Consider the following 20,267-nt stretch of genomic DNA (forward strand, 5'->3'; position numbering starts at 1 on the left):
CCAGGTTTTTGCGCACGATTATTCGACGCAATATCCAGAGTGTAGACAGGAAAAAATAAATGCAGCGCCCTGAAGTGGTGCAAAATTGAAACGTAAGCCACATTTCGGCGCAAAAAATTTAAAAATCAAACCGGACGTGTGATAACGATTTCGTACGTTAATATTGATGACGTGAGAATAATGAAAAGAAAGCGCGCTGTTACGAAGAACTGAAAAAATGCTAATTTCAAATCGTGGATATGTGAGGCAAATCTATAATAATTTTATTATACGTTGAGTGCTATATACCAACGTTTTGTCTTATATGAAGATTTAATTCTTATAGCAAAAAGCGCGGTACCCACCGCGCTTTTAAGAAGATTTATTTGGTCAGGGCGACAATCCCAAGCGTCAGCCCGGCAACGGCTGCTGCGCCACCGGCGATGGCACCGGCTGTTTCCCAGTTATCCTGCGTGGTGCCTTTCATACAGGTATTGGTATGAACCAGGCGCCCCTGATCGTCGTATACAGGTACGCAAGGAGAATCGTGTGCACAGCCGGCCAGGAATGCGGTAAGCAATGCAACGGATATTAATCTTTTCATGGTGTTACCTCAAAAATAAGCGTTTCGCTAATTGAGCAAAGACAAACGCTAAGCCATCTGCGAACTCGGCGATTATTTTACCACTTCTTAAAAAAATACTGACATGAGGAATAATCTCAATTCATGTGGATTGTAAAAATAATGGATAAAAAGAAAGGTGATTCACGATTTTTTCAGGAAGGGTTTATTAGAAATAAATGGCTATCTTATTAATAAATAAAGAGGGGCATCTTAGGTGAAAAAGGCGTCCGAAGACGCCTTTATTTTACAAATTAAACGTTGCGCCGACTAAAACGCCGTCTGACGACAACGAAGAAGACGGGGACGAAGAAGATTGCCAACAATGTCGCGGTCAGCATGCCTCCCATTACGCCTGTACCGACCGCATTCTGTGCCCCGCTACCCGCTCCGTGGCTGATAACCAGAGGCATAACCCCCAGAATAAACGCCAGGGATGTCATCAGGATTGGACGAAGACGCATGCGTGACGCCTCCAGTGTGGCTTCAATCAACCCTTTACCTTCTTTATCCATCAGGTCTTTGGCAAACTCCACGATAAGGATAGCGTTTTTGGCGGAAAGACCGATGGTAGTCAGCAGACCTACCTGGAAGTAAACGTCGTTATTCAGACCGCGTATGGACGCCGCCAGAAGCGCACCGACCACGCCGAGCGGTACAACCAACATGACTGAAAATGGAATAGACCAGCTCTCATACAATGCGGCGAGACACAGGAAGACGACGATTAACGAAATAGCGTATAACGCAGGTGCCTGATTGCCGGAGAGCCGTTCCTGATATGACATCCCCGTCCAGTCATAGCCGATACCGGTTGGCAGCTGTGCTGCCAGGTTTTCCATGAGCGCCATGGCTTCACCGGTGCTTCGACCCGGCGCGGCCTCTCCCAGTATTTCCATTGATGGCATACCGTTGTAACGCTCCAGGCGGGGTGAACCATAAATCCAATGCGACGAACTGAACGCAGAGAATGGCACCATTTCACCATTCCCACTACGTACGTAGAGATTGTTGATGTCGTTGGGTAACATACGGAACGGCGCGTCAGCCTGAACGTATACCTTTTTCACTCGGCCATGATCGATAAAATCGTTCACATAGGTGCCGCCAAGGGCCGTGGAAATCGTTTGGTTTATATCCGACAAACTTACGCCTAACGCCTGGGCTTTTTCCTGATCAATATCCAGCTTAAATTGCGGGGTATCTTCCAGACCGTTAGGGCGCACACGCACCAGTAAATCTGGATGCTCTCTCACCATACCCAGCAACTGGTTCCGGGCTTTCGTCAGTTCTGTATGACCGAGGTTAGCCTGATCAATTAACTGAAAATCAAAGCCGGTCGCGGTACCCAGTTCAAGAATGGCAGGCATGTTGAACGGGAACACCAGTCCATCTTTAATCTGGCTGAACGCCCTGGTCGCACGTTCGACGATAGCCGTCACGCCGTTTTCATCGCCCGAACGCTCTTCCCATGGTTTGAGGCTAATAAAGACGATACCGGAGTTCTGTCCCTGGCCGCTAAAACTGAAGCCATTAACGGTGAACACCGATTTTACGTTCGCTTTTTCCTGGTTCAGGTAGTAATTCTGAATCTGATCCAGCACCTGCTGTGTGCGCGTCTGTGTCGCACCGGCAGGAAGTTGCACCATTGTCATAAAGACCCCCTGATCCTCATCGGGCAAGAAGGAGGTAGGGAGGCGTAAAAACAGAACTGCCATTCCGCCGACGATAAGAACATATAGCAACAAGTAGCGTCCGGTTTTGCGCAGAATACCGCTGATACTATTGCTGTAATGCCCGACGCTTTTATCGAACAGGGCGTTAAACCATCCGAAAAAACCGCCTTTCTTTTCATCATGTCCGGCGGAAACGGGTTTTAGCAGCGTTGCGCAAAGCGCTGGCGTAAGAATGAGGGCGACCAGAACAGAAAGCGCCATCGCTGAAACAATGGTCAGAGAGAACTGGCGGTAAATGGCGCCGGTCGAGCCGCCAAAGAACGCCATGGGGATAAATACCGCCGAGAGTACCATCGCGATCCCGACCAGTGCGCCCTGGATTTGGACCATGGATTTCTGCGTCGCCTCTTTGGGCGGCAGTTTCTCTTCCGCCATGACGCGTTCGACGTTTTCTACTACCACGATGGCGTCATCGACCAGCAGGCCGATGGCCAGCACCATTCCGAACATTGTTAGCGTGTTGATGGAGAATCCGAATGCGGCGAGGATCGCGAATGTTCCCAACAGCACGACAGGCACTGCGATAGTTGGAATCAGCGTGGCGCGCAGATTTTGCAGGAACAGGTACATCACCAGGAACACGAGGATGATGGCTTCAAACAGCGTTTTCACCACCTCGTTAATCGAGATTTTTACAAATGGTGTAGTGTCATAGGGGTAAACCACTTGCAAACCTTGCGGGAAGAAAGGTTGTAACTCAGCCAGCTTTGCTTTGACACCAGCGGCAGTATCCAGCGCGTTTGCACCGGTCGCCAGCTTAATGCCCAGACCTGTTGCGGGCTGACCATTAATTTTCGTCACCATGTTATAGTTTTCGCCGCCGAGTTCGATGCGGGCTACATCTCTGAGGTGAACCATTGAGCCATCCTGGCCCACCTTCAGCGTTATGCGGCCAAACTCTTCCGGCGTTTTCAGGCGTGTCTGAGCAATAATTGAGGCATTAAGTTGTTGACCCTGGACGGATGGTGCGCCTCCCAGTTGGCCTGCGGCAATCTGATTGTTTTGCGTTCTCAGTTGATTGATAACGTCCAGCGGAGTCAACTGATATTTGTTCATTGCGTTGCTGTCGAGCCAGATGCGCATTGCGTACTGTGCACCAAACATCTGGACATCGCCGACACCTGCTGTTCGGCTTATTGCGTCTTTAACGTTAGACGCCACATAGTCGGAAATATCATCCTGTGTCAGATTGTTATTATCGGAGACAAAACCCGCCACCATCAGGAAACCGCTACTGGATTTCTCGACGCTGATCCCCTGCTGCTGTACTTCCTGTGGCAGTAAGGGCATCGCTAACTGTAATTTGTTTTGCACTTGGACCTGTGCGATATCCGGGTCAGTACCTGACTCGAAAGTCAGAGTAATGGTGACGCTCCCGGAGGAATCGCTGGTGGAGGACATATACATCAGGTTATCGATACCGTTCATATTCTGTTCGATAACCTGCGTAACCGTGTCTTGTACCGTCTGCGCATCCGCACCTGGGTAGGTGGCAGAAATAGCGACCGCAGGAGGTGCAATGGTCGGATACTGTGCAACGGGCAGTTGCATGATTGCCAGAGCCCCTGCCATCATCAGAATGATGGCCAGAACCCAGGCAAAAATAGGGCGATTGATAAAAAAGTTAGCCATGTCCGGTTACCTTATTGCGCAGTTTTTGCGGCTGGAGTTTCGGTATCGGTGGTTGCTTTAACCTTTATGCCGGGACGCGCTTTCTGCAATCCGCTGACGATAACCTTATCGCCAGGCTGTAAGCCCTCGCTGATTAACCACTTATCACCTATCGCCTGAGTAGCAATGACGGTGCGAGCCTCGACCTGACTCTTGTCATTGACAACCATCACCGTTGCATCACCGCGTGGCGTACGCGTTACCCCTTGTTGGGGAACGAGAATGGCATTCGGCTGGACGCCTTCATCAATACGAGCACGCACAAACATGCCCGGCAGCAGCGTGTGCTGTGGGTTAGGGAATACGGCCCTGAGGGTGATGGATCCGGTACTTTCATCAACGGTGACATCAGAGAACTGCAACGCACCTTTCAGCGGGTACGACTGACCATTTTCCATCACCAGTTCGACGGTACTGCTGGCGCTGTCTTTATGCAGGCTCCCTTGCTCAACGGACTGTTTAAGGCGCATAAAGTCATTACTGGACTGTGTTACGTCGACGTAAATAGGATCAAGTTGTTGCACGGTAGCAAGTTCAGTTGCCTGGCCATTCGTGACTAATGCGCCTTCGGTGACGTTAGATTTACCGATACGTCCGCTAATGGGCGATGTCACTTTGGTGTAGGCCAGGTTGATACGAGCGCTTTCGACCGCCGCTTTTGCCGCGATAACGGAGGCATCGGCCTGGCGAGCATCAGCAATGGCCTGATCGTACTCTTGCTGGCTGATGTACTTAGTGCCAACCAGTGGGACATAACGTTTTACCGTTAAATGTGCTATAGCTGCTGCCGCTTCACTCTTTGCCAGTTCGCCTTTGGCGCTGTCGTAGTCAGCCTGGTAAGTCGCAGGATCGATCTGATAAAGCGACTGACCGGCTTCAACATCGCTTCCCTCGGTAAAATTCCGTTTAAGTACAATCCCGCTGACCTGAGGACGGACTTCAGCAATACGAAATGCTGTTGTGCGCCCTGGTAATTCGGTCGTCACGGCTAAAGGCGCCTTTTCGACGACATGGACAGTCACCTGCGGCTCTGCGGGGTGAGCTTGTGTTTCTCCCTGATCGTTACAACCGGCGAGTAATACAGCGGACATGATGATGAATGAGGGCAGGAGTGAAAACCTGGCATTTTTCGTCATTTCTATTCCTTAAAAAACCGAACGCTCGTTATTAACCGGGTAACGCAGAGGCGATAACGCGCACAAGTGAAAATAATGGTTGGCTATCCTACAAATTATTAGCTTGCGATGTAAGCAATACTTATTTATGGGCGCGATACACGGCACGTAAAAACAAAAAAGGATTAATCTTCGGTTGTTTCATTATGGTTTTAATAGTAATGCTATGATGCGCATAAACACATATTGAAATAAGTATTTGGTTGGTGAATATATTGGTGGTTGTTATTTGTTTTGTTTATTCGTGTGCAATGTCCATAATTAACTGTTTTAGAACTCGTCTAAATAAACGCTAAGTGATACATTTGTTCCGTTTAGCAAATATTACATAAGAAAGTTAATCATTCTCTACCTTACCTCAGACAGTCGAAACCATGGCCAGAAAAACGAAAGCTGATGCCCTCAAAACACGACAGCACCTGATAGAAACAGCGATTATGCAGTTTGCCGTGCGTGGTGTTAGCAATACGACGTTAAACGATATTGCGGATGCCGCCAGCGTGACGCGGGGGGCGCTCTATTGGCATTTTGAAAATAAGACGCAATTGTTCAATGCGCTATGGTTACAACAACCTTCATTACGCGATCTTATTCAGGATAAGCTTATTGGTCGTTGGGGGGATAATCCTTTACAGCGACTGCGTGAAAAGTTTGTAGTGGGATTGCAATATATTGCACAGAATCCTCGCCAGCAGGCATTAATGCAAATTTTATATCATAAATGTGAATTTCATAACGATATGATATCAGAACAGACCATTCGCGATAAAATAGGTCTCAGTCATCAAAGCATTCGTGATTCACTGCAAAAGTGCGTGGATGAAAATCTGATTGCTACCAGTCTGGATTTAGATGTCATCATCATTATTCTGCACGGTAGCTTTAGCGGGATAATAAAAAACTGGTTAATGAATCCAGTGAGTTATGATTTGTATGGGCAAGCGCCAGTATTAGTTGATAACGTATTAAAAATGTTAAGCCCAGACGGCTGTGTAATGCAATTAATGCAGAGTGAAAATCAGCAAGGGTAGTTTTAGCCGCCAGGGCCTGACGGCTGTCGACGTATTTTTCGTCGTGCTATTCGAGGTCGACGCAGTTGACCAGCTTGAGGGGGTTTACAGAATTCATATTCCGGCACTTATCGTGCTCCGTTGTCATCAGCTCTATCCACTGAATGAGCAGCGCATCAAAGAGAAAAACGAAGACCGCAAAAACAACCAGCCACCAATACTTGCGAATCATTACCAAACCCTGTGTATTCATGCCCAAGCGTGCAGGGAATATACACGAAATCTGCAAGCTGAAAAGCAGACTTACAATGCCTTTACTTTGCTGAAAGATCGCCGCTCTTTGCTGTTAATCGACTCTTTTTAGACAGATTTTTTGTCTTCCGCTTTTTCACCTTTGCAAGTTCATTCTCTGAAAAATGCGAACCAATGCTCATTCTTCTGAGCCCCATTTTTACGTACTCGGCATTGATTTCAATCCCGACAAACTTGCGACCTAATTCCACGGCAGTGGCACCGGTCGTGAAGCTACCGGCAAACGGATCCAGCACGCTGTCATCTGGACTGGAGGAAGCCAGAATGATGCGTTCAAGGAGGGCTTTGGGTTTTTGAGTGGGGTGATTTTCGTATTCGTCCATCAGATAACGAACGCGTGGAAACTCCCAGACATTGCCTGGTACTTTTTTCTGGTTGTAAGGTTGGGGCGGGTTCTTTCTGTAGTCTATCAGTGCACGTTTAGCGCCCGTTTTGGCTTCAACCAAAATATCATCACGATTAAACGTGTAGTTTTTCTGATCTTTTACCATCATCAGAAGCGGTTCATACATCGAACCAAAGTAATTTTTGGCCTGCACCCCGGAGCTATCGTATGACCACACGATACGGCTCTTGATGGTAAAGAGCTGGCGGCATTTGAGATCGATATACGGCATGTTCTCCGTACTGTTCATGATGTACATGGTGCCGTGTGATTTGAGAATGCGATGGCACTCGTCAATGCACTCAAACAGCCATGCCAAAAAGGCCTCTTCGTCCCAGGATTCCACCATCCCGTCAAAGTCTTTACCGATGTTATAAGGTGGGTCGGCGAAAATGAGATCGACGCTTTCTGACGGCAGCTTTTTCAGTTCGGTAAGTGCATCACCCAGGATTATCTTTTTAGATTCATCGCCAAAATAGACAGGTTCACATCTCGCGTTCATCGCCAAAGCCTCCCGTGTGACGTTAATAAAAAAGGCGCTTCCCCATGCCGAGTAGCGCCTTTTAAAACAAACATTTCGCTGATTAGTATCAGTTCATGCCGTATTTTTTCAGTTTTTTACGCAGCGTACCACGGTTGATGCCCATCATCAGGGCAGCACGGGTCTGGTTACCGCGGGTGTATTGCATCACCATGTCCAACAGGGGCTGTTCTACTTCAGCCAGTACCAGCTCATAGAGATCGTTAACATCCTGACCATTCAATTGAGCAAAATAGTTCTTCAGTGCCTGTTTAACCGAGTCACGCAGGGGCTTTTGAGTTACCTGATCCTGAGAGTTAACGGTAGAAACGGTCAGTACGTCAGAATTTACGCGTTGTTCGAACATAGTTCTGTCAGCTCTTTATTTCTGTTTACGCAAAATTTTCGAAGTATGCCTCCAACGCCGCCAGCTGTTCGCTGGAATCTTCAATGGCGTTGAATGTGCGCCGAAACTGGTCATCCGGAGCGTGTTCCTGGAGATACCAGGATACGTGTTTACGCGCAATTCGGTACCCTTTTGCCTGACCATAAAAGTCGTGCAGTTCCCGAACGTGCGCACAAAGCAAGCGCTTCACCTCTGCCAGAGGCAGCGGGGGCAGCAGCTCCCCAGTGTCCAGATAATGCTGGATTTCCCGAAAGATCCAGGGTCTTCCCTGAGCTGCACGTCCTATCATCAGGGCATCCGCCCCCGTATAGTCGAGTACAGCTCTGGCTTTATGCGGGTCAGTAATGTCGCCATTCGCGATAATCGGAATGGAAACTTTCTGCTTAACTGCCCGAATACTGTCGTACTCAGCATCTCCATTGAACAAACAGGCGCGGGTGCGTCCATGAATGGTCAGAGCCTGAATGCCACAGTCTTCAGCCAGTTGGGCAATCTCTACGCAGTTACGGTGTTCCGGAGCCCAGCCGGTGCGAATCTTGAGTGTGACAGGAACGTCCACTGCATTGACGACCTCGGTTAGTATTGATTTCACTAGATCCGGGTACTGCAAGAGGGCTGAACCTGCGAGCTTGCGATTCACTTTTTTAGCCGGACACCCCATATTGATATCAATAATCTGGGCGCCGCTTTCCACGTTAATACGTGCGGCATCGGCCATCTCAACAGGGTCGCTACCGGCAATTTGCACCGTGCGAATTCCTGGCTCATCAACGTGCACCATCCGTAAACGAGACTTGTCACTTTCCCAAACCTGCGGGTTAGAAGACATCATCTCGGATACCGTCAATCCTGCTCCCATCTCATAGCACAGCGTCCTGAATGGTCTGTCAGTGATGCCAGCCATAGGTGCTGCGATCAGGCGATTTCTGAGCTGGTATTGTCCGATGCGCATGAGTTAAGAAATGACCATACTGTGACTGCAAGGCGGCGTATATTACGCATTTTTCGCACGAGATGAAAGGCCAAACTTTGACCAATCCACTGAGGTGGATCAATGAATTGCTGGTTAAGTACACAGTTTCAAATTAAAATCTTTAATAATCAGTTTGATACGTGGTTGTGCTAATTTTTCATCCGTTTATAAATTCCGAAAACTTCTCTTTTTTTATTACGGCCAGCCTCAGGTTATCAGGATAAAAAGCTGTTTTTGTGAGCAAATAGTGGCTTTGTAATGCGATCTCGCTCTCATTTCCGCAAATCCTTTTGCGAAAAAAAGAGCGATTATTGCGTTACCAACGGTAACGAGAGGGGATTATTTTTTCTGACCGGTAATGCGGCACCACTCTTCTTTCTCGATAACCGGATCGAGCGTAAAGAGTTCGGCATAGGCCTCACAGACGCTTTCCGCCTGGCTGGCAAGAATGCCAGAAAGCCCCAGCAAACCGCCCTCAACGGGCAGTACGCTGATTAACGGTGCCAGTTCACGTAATGGGCCTGCGAGGATGTTTGCGACCACCACGTCGGCTTTCATCGCCTCTGGCTGGTCTTTCGGCAGATAAAGCTCCAGACGCTCAGAAACGCCATTACGCTGGGCGTTATCACGGCTGGCCTGAATTGCTTGCGGATCGATGTCTACGCCGATGGCTTTTGCGGCACCCAGCTTCAGTGCCGCAATGGCAAGAATGCCGGAGCCGCAGCCGAAGTCGATGACCGTTTTGCCGTTAAGATCGAGACCGTCCAGCCATTGCAGGCATAGGGAGGTGGTGGGGTGAGTGCCGGTACCAAACGCCAGACCTGGGTCCAGCATCACGTTGACGGCATTCTCATCCGGGACATCGCGCCAGCTTGGGCAAATCCACAAACGTTCACCAAAGCGCATCGGGTGGAAGTTATCCATCCATTCGCGTTCCCAGTCTTTGTCTTCGAGCTGTTCGATTTTATGCGCGAAGCCTGCACCCAGCAGCGGATGCTGCTCCAGGATGGCAACCACTTCTTTCATGTCGGTTTCTGCATCGAACAAGCCGATAACGTCGGTATCTCCCCACAGGCGAGTCTCGCCCGGCAGAGGCTCAAATACCGGCGTATCATGCGTGTCCTGGAAAGTAATGGAAACGGAGCCCGCTTCCATCAGCGCATCGCTCAACTCTTCAGCGTTGGCACCGGTCGTGTTCAGTTTCAGTTGGATCCATGGCATGGCAAAACTCTTTTATTTATCAGTAGTCAATATGGCGGCTTGCGGGACGGCAGAACCGAAACGGTTGCCGATCAGGAAAGCCAGCAAGCTTATCAGTAACGAGGGCACAATCGGGTGGAAACCCAGGTACTGAATGTTAAATGTAGCGAGTACGGCATAAAGAACGCCGCCGATAATCATCGCGCTCAAAGCGCCCGCGGCGTTTGCCCGCTCCCAGTACAGGCCCAGTACCAGCGGCCACAGGAAGACAGCTTCCAGCCCGCCAAACGCCAGCAGGTTAAGCCAGATAATCATCTCTGGCGGTTTCCAGGCGGCCAGTAGCAGTAACGCGCCGAGCAATAGGGTAATTACTGCCGACATGCGCTTCAGCCGGGTTTCGTTTTTCAGCTGTTCCGGACGCAGGTTCAGGTACAGATCCTTAATGATCGTAGCGGAACTTTGCAGCAATTGGGCATTGATCGTCGACATGATCGCGGCCATGGGGGCCGCGAGGAAGATCCCAGCAACTACCGGCGGCAACACTTTGACCATCAGCGTAGGGATAACCAGATCCGGCACTGTCAGATCAGGGATCACCGCACGCCCCAACGCACCCGCCAGATGCATACCAAACATCAGGATTGCCACTACGATGGTGCCGATGATAATGCCGCGGTGTACAGCTTTGCTGTCTTTATAAGAGATGCAGCGTACTGCTGTATGCGGCAGCCCAATTACGCCAAAGCACACCAGTACCCAGAATGAGGTCATGAACGTGGGTGACAGAATGTCATCCGCGCCTTGCGGCGAGACCAGTTTAGGGTCGATAGTTTGCAGGGTTACCACCGCATTGCTGAGGCCACCGGCAGCATGAACGACGCCGACCAGCAGAACAATAGTACCAATCAGCATCACCATACCCTGCATGGTGTCGTTCAGTACGCTGGCGCGAAAACCGCCGAACGCCGTATACAATGCGATACTGACGCCAAAAATAAGCAGACCGGTTTCGTAAGGTATACCCGCAGCGGTTTCAAGCAAACGTGCGCCGCCAATAAACTGTACGGTCATTGCACCGACAAACGCGACCAGCAGGCTAAGGCTTGCCAGCCACACAAGCAGGCGACTCTGGTAGCGGGCAAACAGCATATCGTTGAGGGTAACGGCATTATAACGGCGAGCCAGAATCGCGAATTTCTTACCAAGAATCCCCAAAGAAAGCCAAACGGCGGGCAACTGGATCATCGCCAGCAGCACCCATCCCAGCCCGTATTTGTAAGCGGCGCCAGGACCGCCAATAAACGAACTGGCGCTAATGTAGGTTGCCGTTAGCGTCATGGCTAATACGACCCCGCCCATCGAGCGGCTGCCGAGGAAATATTCATTCAGGAAAGTGCCGGTCGATCTCTTACGCATGGCGTAAACGGAAAGACCGAAGACCACCAACAGATAGGCGACCAGCGGCAAAATAACTTCAAGCTGCATCGTCATCCTCCAACGGAATGTCGCGATAGATAAACTTCACCATCGCCCAGCACAGCACGATGAAAACCAGCGGCGTTAGCAGGCAGGCCATTTCGAACCAGTGTGGTAAGCCGGTAAAACCGAGCGTGGAATCTGGTAAGTAAGCGGCCACTAACCATGTGGCAAGATATAAAAGGGTCAGCCACAGCGCCCAGCGCGCCTCTTTATGGGCCTGAACAAAACGAGCGTCCATTTTTTGTCCCTTGTGGATAAAGAAAGCGGGGATTGTACCTTATGGCACGTGCGGGAGGGGAGAAAAACAAAAGGCCGGAATTTCCGGCCTTTTCAGTTAACGCACGCTTACTTTTCCTGAAGTCCGAGTTTTTTCTCCAGATAGTGGATATTGGTTCCACCGTGCTGGAAATGCTCGTCATTCATGATGCGGATCTGCAGATCAACGTTGGTTTTGATACCGTCGATGATCAGTTCCTGCAACGCGTTTTTCATACGGGCGATTGCTACATCGCGGTTTTCGCCATAGCAGATCAGCTTACCGATCATTGAGTCATAGTACGGAGGTACGGTGTAGCCTGCGTAAATATGAGACTCCCAGCGCACACCAAAGCCACCCGGCGCGTGGAAACGCGTGATTTTACCCGGGCTTGGCAGGAAGGTGTTCGGGTCTTCGGCGTTGATACGGCATTCTACCGCATGGCCTTTAACCACAACTTCATCCTGCTTGATGGACAGCGGTTGTCCCGCAGCGATGCGCAGCTGCTCTTTGATCAGGTCAACGCCGGTGATCATTTCGGTTACCGGGTGTTCAACCTGAATACGGGTGTTCATTTCAATGAAGTAGAACTCGCCGTTTTCGAACAGGAACTCGAAAGTACCTGCCCCGCGATAGCCGATATCAACGCACGCTTTGGCGCAACGCTCGCCGATGTAGCGACGCAGTTCCGGAGTAATGCCCGGTGCTGGTGCTTCTTCGACGACTTTCTGGTGACGACGCTGCATGGAGCAGTCACGTTCTGCCAGATAAATCGCGTTACCCTGACCGTCTGCCAGCACCTGAATTTCGATGTGGCGTGGGTTTTCCAGGTACTTCTCCATGTAAACCATGTCGTTGTTGAAAGCCGCTTTCGCTTCCGCTTTGGTCATGGAGATGGATTGTGCCAGTTCGGCATCGCTGCGCACGACGCGCATACCGCGACCGCCGCCGCCGCCGGAGGCTTTGATAATAACTGGATAACCGATGCGTTTAGCATGAGCGCGGTTAGCGTCCATGTCGTCGCCCAGCGGGCCGTCAGAGCCTGGGACTGTCGGTACGCCAGCTTTCTTCATCGCGGTAATTGCGGACACTTTATCGCCCATCAGGCGGATGGTGTCGGCTTTCGGGCCGATGAAGATAAAGCCGGAACGTTCTACCTGTTCAGCAAAGTTGGCATTCTCAGAGAGGAAGCCATAGCCCGGGTGAATTGCCACTGCGCCGGTGATTTCAGCAGCGCTAATGATAGCCGGGATGTTCAGATAGCTTTTTACGGACGGAGCCGGGCCAATACAGACCGTCTCATCCGCCAGCAATACGTGTTTTAAATCGCGATCCGCGCTTGAATGCACAGCGACAGTCTTGATGCCCAGCTCTTTACAGGCACGCAGAATACGCAGGGCGATCTCACCGCGGTTGGCGATAACAATTTTATCCAACATGTTCGCCTCGTTATTCGATGACGACCAGCGGCTCGTCAAATTCTACCGGTTGACCGCTTTCTACCAGAATCGCTTTCACTACGCCGGATTTGTCGGCTTCGATCTGGTTCATCATTTTCATGGCTTCAACGATGCACAGGGTATCGCCCGCATTCACTTTCTGGCCGATTTCGATGAACGCTTTCGCATCTGGGCTCGGGGTGCGGTAGAACGTACCAACCATTGGGGAGCGTACGATGTGACCACTGATTTCCGCTGCTGCCGGAGCTTCCATACTTGGAGAGGCAGTTTGTGCGACAGCGTTAGACAGAGCTGGCTGCTGCATCACTGGTGCAGCATAAGCCTGTTGCATCATTGGAAAACTTGCAGCTGGCGCCGCACGGCTGATGCGTACAGACTCTTCGCCTTCAGAAATTTCCAGTTCGGAGATGCCTGATTCTTCAACCAGCTCGATCAGTTTTTTAATCTTACGAATATCCATGAGTGGGTTCCGTACTCTTTGTTTAGTGAGATTGTGACAAGCGTTTTACCGCCGTCTGTATAGCATTTTTATAACAGTGAGTGACAAGATGCCACGCATCTCAGGCATTGCACTGGGTGCGGTTGCCATTAAGTGAGATTGCCAGACTTGTTAGTCATTGTGCGGCTATCTTCTGCCATTTTCGGGTAAAAGACAAAATATACCTTCAACATGCGAATGTCACCCTTTCAGCGCTCTAAAAACGCTACCGGGGATAGCAAAGTCGCACATTATAACTATTTCGTAGCATTTGGCAGCTAAATACTGGTCTTATCAGGGAAGATAATCAACCGTTAACATGTAAAGAAAATCGGATCGTCCACATTTTGTAACGCACTGCACATAACGTGAAACTACCGCCACCACTGGCGAAACTTCTTGTAACGGCAGGCTAACAACACCACAGCGAGTGCTGCATAAATAATCGGTTGAGGGGAGATAATTTTTACCGACCACAGATAATGTATGGGTGCCAGGATCGCCACAAGATAGACGAAGTTGTGCAAATACTGCCAATTTTTGCCCAGTTTTCGCTGAGCCGACTGGGTGGAGGTTAACGTGAGGGCGAATAATATGCCCCAACTGGCAATGCCCAGCATCAAATAAGGTCGCGAGATTAATTCCCGTCCTAACAGCGCCAGATTATGAATGCCCAGTTCCAGGAGTGCGTAGCTGGTTAAATGCAACGTTGCCCAGGCGAAACACCATAGCCCTAACAGGCGCCGTGTGCGTATCAATAATGGCTGTTTAGCGTAGCGCGCGAGGGGAGAGACCAGCAAGGTCGCCAGCAAGAATTTCAGAGCTGTCCTACCGGTAAAGTGCTGGATATCTTTGACCGGGTCTGCGCTCAGACCACCGTGATTCACCGCCCAAAATAGCCAGACAAACGGTAAAAAGCCGGCAAGATGCAGGCAAACTTTCAGTCCGGTAATGTGCTTTGCAGTCAGGCGCACTTAAAAATTCTCCTGCAGATTAAGACCACGGTACAGCGAAGCGACCTCGTCGGCGTAACCGTTAAACAGCAGCGTGGGTTGGCGCTGAACGTCCAGAATACCGCCTGCGCCAATAAAACGCTCAGTGGCCTGGGACCAGCGCGGGTGATCAACATGCGGATTCACGTTGGCATAAAATCCATATTCATTGGGGGCGGCCAGATTCCAGGTTGTCGGGGGGCGTTCGCGGGTTAGTTTAATGCTCACGATCGACTTAATGCCTTTAAATCCGTATTTCCACGGCACAATTAAGCGAATGGGCGCGCCATTTTGTGGGGGAAGAGCTTTTCCATAAACCCCCACGGTAAGCAGAGTGAGTGGATGCATAGCTTCATCCAGACGCAGTCCTTCAATATAGGGATACTTCAGCCCGCCGCCAATAAAGCGATCTTTTTGTCCGGGCATCTCATCCGGTGCGTAGATCGTTTCGAAGGCGACATATTTTGCGTTGCTGGTAGGTTCAACCTGCGCCAGCAGTTTATGTAACGGAAAACCAATCCACGGCACGACCATTGACCAGGCTTCCACACAGCGCATCCGGTAAATCCGTTCTTCCAGTGGGAAACGGGCGGTCAGCGCATCGTGATCGAGGGTGAGTGGTTTTACCACCTCACCACTGATTTTTAACGTCCACGGATCGGTTTTCAGACTGCCAGCATTGGCTGCCGGATCCGCTTTATCGAGACCGAACTCATAGAAGTTGTTGTAGCCAGAAACTTTATCCGCCGGCGTTAAAGGAAGCGAATTTTGCCAGGCGGCGGGTTTACTGAAATCAAGCGGCTTACCCGCGGGCGCGGGCGGGCGGTCATTCCCCTTAAACCAGCTAAGAAGGTCAGCCTGCGCAGAGAGGGGGAAAGACAACGCGGCGGCGCTGATCCCTAATGCTTTCAGTACCTGGCGGCGTTGCATAAAAAAAGCCGACTCGTCAGTGACGTCGGCTTCTGTAAATGGACGTAATTTCTTCATAACAGACTCCCGGCTTACGCGTCATAACTGACAGGGGACGCGTAGTTAATATGGCAGGGAGTCTGTAGATATGCCGCGAAATTTCGTTAATTAAGTGTAAATTTCTGCGCTGGAGCCTGTTACTTCACCTTCACCAGCGTACGACCTTGCACCTGGTTATTGATGATGGCATCGGCAAACTTCGGCGCATCCGCCAGCGTAATCTCCGTGGCGGCCTGAGCATAGAAAGAGTCCGGCAGATCCTTAACCAGACGCGCCCAGGCTTCTGCCCGGCGTGCCGGCGGGGTCATCACCGAGTCCACCCCTTGCAAACGAACGTTACGCAGAATAAATGGCATCACCGTCGTCGGCAGAGCGAAACCGCCAGCCAGACCGCAGGCGGCAACGCAGCCACCGTAGTTCATCTGTGCCAGGACTTTTGCCAGAACTTTGTCGCCAACGGTATCAACCGCACCAGCCCACAGCTGTTTTTCCAACGGGCGAGATTCAGCAAATTCATCGCGGCTAAGGATACGGTTAGCGCCCAGGCTCTTCAGGTAGTCGTGAGTGCTTTCGCGACCCGAAACCGCCGCAACCTGATAACCCAGCTTATGCAGTAACGCCACGGCCGTGCTGCCCACGCCGCCGCTGGCGCCAGTGACGACAATCTCACCGTCTTGCGGGCGAATACCTGCATCTTCAAGCGCCATGACGCACAGCATGGCGGTAAAGCCAGCGGTACCGATGACCATGGCTTTACGTCCGTCCAGCCCTTGTGGCAGCGCAACCAGCCAGTCGCCTTTCACGCGTGCGCGTTCGGCCAGTCCACCCCAATGATTTTCACCCACGCCCCAGCCGGTCAGTAAAACTTCCTGACCTGCATGAAAACGGGGATCTTCGCTAGTGCGCACGGTACCGGCGAAATCGATACCAGGAATCATCGGAAAATTGCGAATGATTTTACCCTTGCCGGTGATAGCCAGGGCGTCTTTATAGTTCAGGCTTGACCAGTGGACATCCACCGTCACATCGCCTTCCGGTAGCTGATTTTCGTCGAGGGGTTGAACGGATGCGAGGGTTTTTCCGTCCTGCTGTTCTAAGATCAAAGCCTGCATAACCTGTCCTCAATTCGTATAGTGGATTGGAAAATTATTAATGAAGACTATACTCGCTAATCAAAACATGATGCCGATTCCGCGCAATAAATTGCCAGATATACCTAATTTGGTAGTATGCCCACACTGTTTGTATAAATGGACGGATTTTGCGTTCAGTTTTGCATTTTCGCGCCGCTTTATCACTTTCATGCCTGTTTCATAACTGTCGGAGTTAACACAAGGATGCGATTAACGACGAAATTTTCAGCTTTTGTGACGCTGCTTACAGGGTTAACGATCTTCGTGACTCTGATCGGCTGCTCGCTGAGTTTCTATAACGCGATTCAATATAAGTTCACCACCCGTGTTCAGGCGGTGGCGACGGCGATTGATACGCACCTTGTCTCCCGCGATGTCGTTGCGCTAACCCCGCAAATCGATGAACTGATGGTTTCGGTTGATATCGTGCGCGTCGAACTGCTTCAGGGCGAACACGTGGTGTATGACCACTCCCGAACCAGCAGCTACCGCCCGGCGGGGACGAACAATCTGTATCGTGATGTCACCGTCCCGTTGGTCAAACACCCGGGCATGTCGCTGCGTCTGGTTTATCAGGATCCAATGGGCAACTATTTCCATTCGCTGATGACTACCGCGCCGCTCACGTTGGCGATTGCTTTCATTATACTGATGCTCTTTTTGTCTGTGCGCTGGCTTCAGCGTCAGCTTTCAGGTCAAGAGTTGCTGGAGATTCGTTCAACGCGCATTCTTAACGGCGAACGTGGACCGAACGTGCGGGGGACTGTCTATGAATGGCCTGCGCGTACCAGTAGCGCGCTCGATATGCTGCTGACCGAAATTCAAAGTGCCCGCGAGCAACGTAGCCGACTGGATACGCTGATTCGTTCCTATGTGGCGCAGGATACAAAAACCGGGCTAAGCAACCGCCTGTTCTTTGATAACCAACTGGCAACGCTGCTGGAAGATCAGGAAAAAGTGGGATCGCATGGTGTCGTGATGATGGTACGCCTGCCGGACTTTACGCTGCTGCGCGATAGCTGGGGAATTACCCTTGCGGAAGAACAAATTTCAACGCTAATCAATTTGTTGTCGACTTTTATGACGCGCTATCCGGGCGCGTTGCTGGCGCGCTACCACCGTAGCGATTTTGCCATCCTGTTGCCACACCGCACGCTGAAAGAGGCGGAAAGTATTGCCGGGCAATTATTAAAAGCGGTAGATGCGCTTCCGGCTAATAAAATGATCGACCGTGCCGATATGGTTCATATTGGCATTTGTGTTTGCCGCAGCGGTCAGTCGACGGAACAAGTGATGGATCACGCCGAAGCCGCCACGCGGAACTCGGTATTGCAGGGTGGGAACAGTTGGTCGGTCTATGATGACTCACTACCGGAAAAAGGTCGGGGTAACGTACGCTGGCGAACGCTGATCGAACAGATGCTCAGCCGGGGTGGACCAAGAATTTATCAAAAGCCTGCGGTAACCCGTGAAGGACGGGTGCACCACCGGGAGCTGATGTGCCGTATTTTTGATGGCAGCGAAGAGGTTATTTCGGCGGAATATATGCCGATGGTCCTGCAGTTTGGCCTGGCTGAAGAATATGACCGTCTGCAAATCAGCCGTCTGATCTTACTGTTGGGCTACTGGCCGCAGGAAAACCTGGCGATGCAGACAACGGTTGAATCGCTAATTCGCCCACGTTTTCAGCGCTGGCTACGTGATACGCTGATGCAGTGCGAAAAATCATTACGCAAACGCATAATTATTGAACTTGCTGAGGCAGATGTCTGTCAACATATCAGCCGGTTACAGCCCGTCATCAGATTGATGAATGCGCTGGGTGTGCGAATTGCCGTTACGCAGGCGGGTTTAACGCTGGTGAGCACCAGTTGGATCAAAGAGCTTAACGTTGAGTTATTGAAGCTGCATCCAAGCCTGGTGAGGAATATTGATAAGCGAACCGAAAACCAGCTCCTGGTGCAAAGCCTGGTGGAGGCTTGTTCTGGAACACCAACGCAGGTTTACGCCACGGGCGTTCGTTCGCGTAGCGAGTGGCATACGCTGACGGAACGCGGAGTTGCGGGTGGGCAAGGGGATTTTTTTGCCGCATCACAGCCACTTGACACTAACGTGAAAAAATATTCGCAAAGATACTCGGTTTAACCTGCCGTTTAATTCGTTTTCACGTAGAATAACGCGCGCTGTGCCTTCTGGGGGTGTGCTTGTCTGCTCGCCAGGTTGTAACAGCAAACATGCAGGTGAATGACCTTTGACAGGTTGCAAACAAAAGCGAGGAGTGCTGCTGATTTATTCAGCCCTGATGGACTCAGGCCGATTTTGTAACAAAGGAAACGAACTGCACTAATTTTCACCGTAGCAGATGATTTTTGCGCCTTGTCGCTGCTGCGTGTGGTTGGTAAAGTAAGCGGATTTTGTTTTCCGCCCCAGCTTTCAGGATTATCCCTTAGTATGTTGAAAAAATTTCGTGGCATGTTTTCCAATGACCTGTCCATTGACCTGGGTACCGCGAATACCCTTATTTATGTAAAAGGACAAGGCATCGTATTGAATGAGCCTTCTGTTGTGGCCATTCGTCAGGATCGTGCCGGCTCGCCAAAAAGCGTAGCCGCAGTGGGCCATGACGCGAAGCAGATGCTGGGTCGTACACCGGGCAATATCGCTGCCATTCGCCCAATGAAAGACGGCGTTATCGCTGACTTCTTCGTGACTGAAAAAATGCTCCAGCACTTTATCAAACAAGTGCACAGCAATAGCTTCATGCGCCCAAGCCCGCGCGTACTGGTATGTGTACCGGTTGGAGCAACTCAGGTTGAACGCCGCGCGATCCGTGAATCCGCCCAGGGCGCAGGTGCCCGTGAAGTATTCCTGATCGAAGAGCCGATGGCGGCTGCGATCGGGGCGGGTCTGCCAGTTTCTGAAGCAACCGGTTCTATGGTTGTGGATATCGGTGGTGGTACAACTGAAGTTGCCGTTATCTCCCTGAACGGCGTGGTTTACTCCTCTTCTGTACGTATTGGCGGCGACCGCTTCGACGAAGCCATCATTAATTATGTTCGTCGTAACTACGGTTCTCTGATCGGTGAAGCCACCGCAGAACGTATTAAACACGAAATCGGTTCCGCTTATCCGGGCGACGAAGTGCGCGAGATCGAAGTTCGCGGCCGTAACCTGGCAGAAGGTGTTCCACGCGGCTTTACCCTGAACTCCAACGAGATTCTGGAAGCCCTGCAGGAACCGCTGACCGGTATCGTGAGTGCGGTGATGGTTGCACTGGAACAGTGTCCGCCAGAACTGGCGTCTGACATCTCCGAACGCGGCATGGTACTGACCGGTGGCGGTGCTCTGCTGCGTAACCTTGACCGTCTGTTAATGGAAGAAACCGGTATTCCAGTTGTTGTTGCTGAAGATCCGCTGACCTGCGTGGCGCGCGGTGGCGGCAAGGCGCTGGAAATGATCGATATGCACGGCGGCGACCTGTTCAGCGAAGAGTAATCGGATGCAGGTAGGG

18 protein-coding genes are annotated in these 20,267 nt (G+C 50.9%); 3 read left to right on the plus strand and 15 right to left on the minus strand.

Features of this window, described 5'->3' with window-relative positions; genetic code table 11:
- Positions 1 to 361 precede the first annotated feature (361 nt).
- The 3 genes from HV350_RS02475 to HV350_RS02485 form a co-directional block, all read right to left on the minus strand.
- Positions 362 to 583: a lipoprotein gene (locus tag HV350_RS02475; protein WP_003025292.1), complete on the minus strand. Its 222-nt coding sequence runs from the start codon at positions 581 to 583 to the stop codon at positions 362 to 364.
- Positions 584 to 855: 272 nt separating this feature from the next.
- Positions 856 to 3,969: an efflux RND transporter permease subunit gene (locus tag HV350_RS02480; RefSeq protein ID WP_181629722.1), complete on the minus strand. Its 3,114-nt coding sequence runs from the start codon at positions 3,967 to 3,969 to the stop codon at positions 856 to 858.
- A gap of 11 nt (positions 3,970 to 3,980) precedes the next feature.
- Positions 3,981 to 5,144 carry an efflux RND transporter periplasmic adaptor subunit gene (locus tag HV350_RS02485; protein ID WP_075848814.1) on the minus strand — a complete coding sequence of 388 codons (1,164 nt, stop codon included), beginning with the start codon at positions 5,142 to 5,144 and terminating at the stop codon, positions 3,981 to 3,983.
- Between the two features lie 413 nt (positions 5,145 to 5,557).
- Between HV350_RS02485 and envR the strand changes: the two genes are divergently transcribed.
- Complete coding sequence (envR, locus tag HV350_RS02490) at positions 5,558 to 6,214, plus strand: acrEF/envCD operon transcriptional regulator (RefSeq protein WP_181629724.1); 657 nt, start codon at positions 5,558 to 5,560, stop codon at positions 6,212 to 6,214.
- Between the two features lie 46 nt (positions 6,215 to 6,260).
- Here envR and HV350_RS02495 read toward each other — a convergent pair whose 3' ends face one another.
- The 12 genes from HV350_RS02495 to HV350_RS02550 form a co-directional block, all read right to left on the minus strand.
- The gene (locus HV350_RS02495) at positions 6,261 to 6,425 is read right to left on the minus strand and encodes a DUF2556 family protein (protein ID WP_003025279.1); all 165 of its coding nucleotides are present in this window, start codon (positions 6,423 to 6,425) and stop codon (positions 6,261 to 6,263) included.
- Positions 6,426 to 6,507: 82 nt separating this feature from the next.
- On the minus strand, positions 6,508 to 7,392 hold the full coding sequence (gene yhdJ / locus HV350_RS02500; RefSeq protein ID WP_047499792.1) for an adenine-specific DNA-methyltransferase: 885 nt from the start codon (positions 7,390 to 7,392) through the stop codon (positions 6,508 to 6,510).
- Between the two features lie 88 nt (positions 7,393 to 7,480).
- Positions 7,481 to 7,777 (minus strand): DNA-binding transcriptional regulator Fis, encoded by a 297-nt coding sequence (gene fis, locus HV350_RS02505; protein ID WP_000462905.1) that lies wholly within the window; start codon positions 7,775 to 7,777, stop codon positions 7,481 to 7,483.
- A gap of 25 nt (positions 7,778 to 7,802) precedes the next feature.
- Positions 7,803 to 8,768: a tRNA dihydrouridine synthase DusB gene (gene dusB / locus HV350_RS02510; RefSeq protein ID WP_003025224.1), complete on the minus strand. Its 966-nt coding sequence runs from the start codon at positions 8,766 to 8,768 to the stop codon at positions 7,803 to 7,805.
- 360 nt (positions 8,769 to 9,128) lie between these two features.
- Positions 9,129 to 10,010, minus strand: a complete 882-nt coding sequence (gene prmA / locus HV350_RS02515) for a 50S ribosomal protein L11 methyltransferase (protein WP_016154723.1) — start codon at positions 10,008 to 10,010, stop codon at positions 9,129 to 9,131.
- 12 nt (positions 10,011 to 10,022) lie between these two features.
- A complete protein-coding gene (gene panF, locus HV350_RS02520; RefSeq protein ID WP_181629726.1) occupies positions 10,023 to 11,474 on the minus strand; it encodes a sodium/pantothenate symporter in 1,452 nt (483 codons plus the stop codon).
- The gene (locus HV350_RS02525) at positions 11,464 to 11,706 is read right to left on the minus strand and encodes a YhdT family protein (protein ID WP_016154721.1); all 243 of its coding nucleotides are present in this window, start codon (positions 11,704 to 11,706) and stop codon (positions 11,464 to 11,466) included. Before HV350_RS02525 ends, panF begins: the two co-directional genes overlap by 11 nt.
- 107 nt (positions 11,707 to 11,813) lie before the next feature.
- A complete protein-coding gene (gene accC, locus HV350_RS02530) occupies positions 11,814 to 13,163 on the minus strand; it encodes an acetyl-CoA carboxylase biotin carboxylase subunit (protein ID WP_003828838.1) in 1,350 nt (449 codons plus the stop codon).
- A 10-nt stretch (positions 13,164 to 13,173) separates the two neighbouring features.
- Positions 13,174 to 13,644, minus strand: a complete 471-nt coding sequence (gene accB / locus HV350_RS02535; RefSeq protein WP_003025210.1) for an acetyl-CoA carboxylase biotin carboxyl carrier protein — start codon at positions 13,642 to 13,644, stop codon at positions 13,174 to 13,176.
- Between the two features lie 392 nt (positions 13,645 to 14,036).
- A complete protein-coding gene (msrQ, locus tag HV350_RS02540) occupies positions 14,037 to 14,636 on the minus strand; it encodes a protein-methionine-sulfoxide reductase heme-binding subunit MsrQ (RefSeq protein WP_181629727.1) in 600 nt (199 codons plus the stop codon).
- On the minus strand, positions 14,637 to 15,641 hold the full coding sequence (msrP, locus tag HV350_RS02545; protein ID WP_181629729.1) for a protein-methionine-sulfoxide reductase catalytic subunit MsrP: 1,005 nt from the start codon (positions 15,639 to 15,641) through the stop codon (positions 14,637 to 14,639). It lies immediately after the preceding gene.
- 119 nt (positions 15,642 to 15,760) lie between these two features.
- On the minus strand, positions 15,761 to 16,735 hold the full coding sequence (locus tag HV350_RS02550; RefSeq protein WP_016154718.1) for an MDR family oxidoreductase: 975 nt from the start codon (positions 16,733 to 16,735) through the stop codon (positions 15,761 to 15,763).
- A 225-nt stretch (positions 16,736 to 16,960) separates the two neighbouring features.
- Between HV350_RS02550 and csrD the strand changes: the two genes are divergently transcribed.
- Together csrD and mreB are read left to right on the plus strand one after the other, a co-directional pair.
- Positions 16,961 to 18,901 carry an RNase E specificity factor CsrD gene (gene csrD, locus HV350_RS02555; protein ID WP_016154717.1) on the plus strand — a complete coding sequence of 647 codons (1,941 nt, stop codon included), beginning with the start codon at positions 16,961 to 16,963 and terminating at the stop codon, positions 18,899 to 18,901.
- A 306-nt stretch (positions 18,902 to 19,207) separates the two neighbouring features.
- A complete protein-coding gene (mreB, locus tag HV350_RS02560) occupies positions 19,208 to 20,251 on the plus strand; it encodes a rod shape-determining protein MreB (protein WP_000913396.1) in 1,044 nt (347 codons plus the stop codon).
- Positions 20,252 to 20,267 lie beyond the last annotated feature (16 nt).

It is taken from the genome of Citrobacter sp. RHBSTW-01013 (genome assembly GCF_013781985.1).
Lineage (GTDB): Bacteria > Pseudomonadota > Gammaproteobacteria > Enterobacterales > Enterobacteriaceae > Citrobacter > Citrobacter braakii.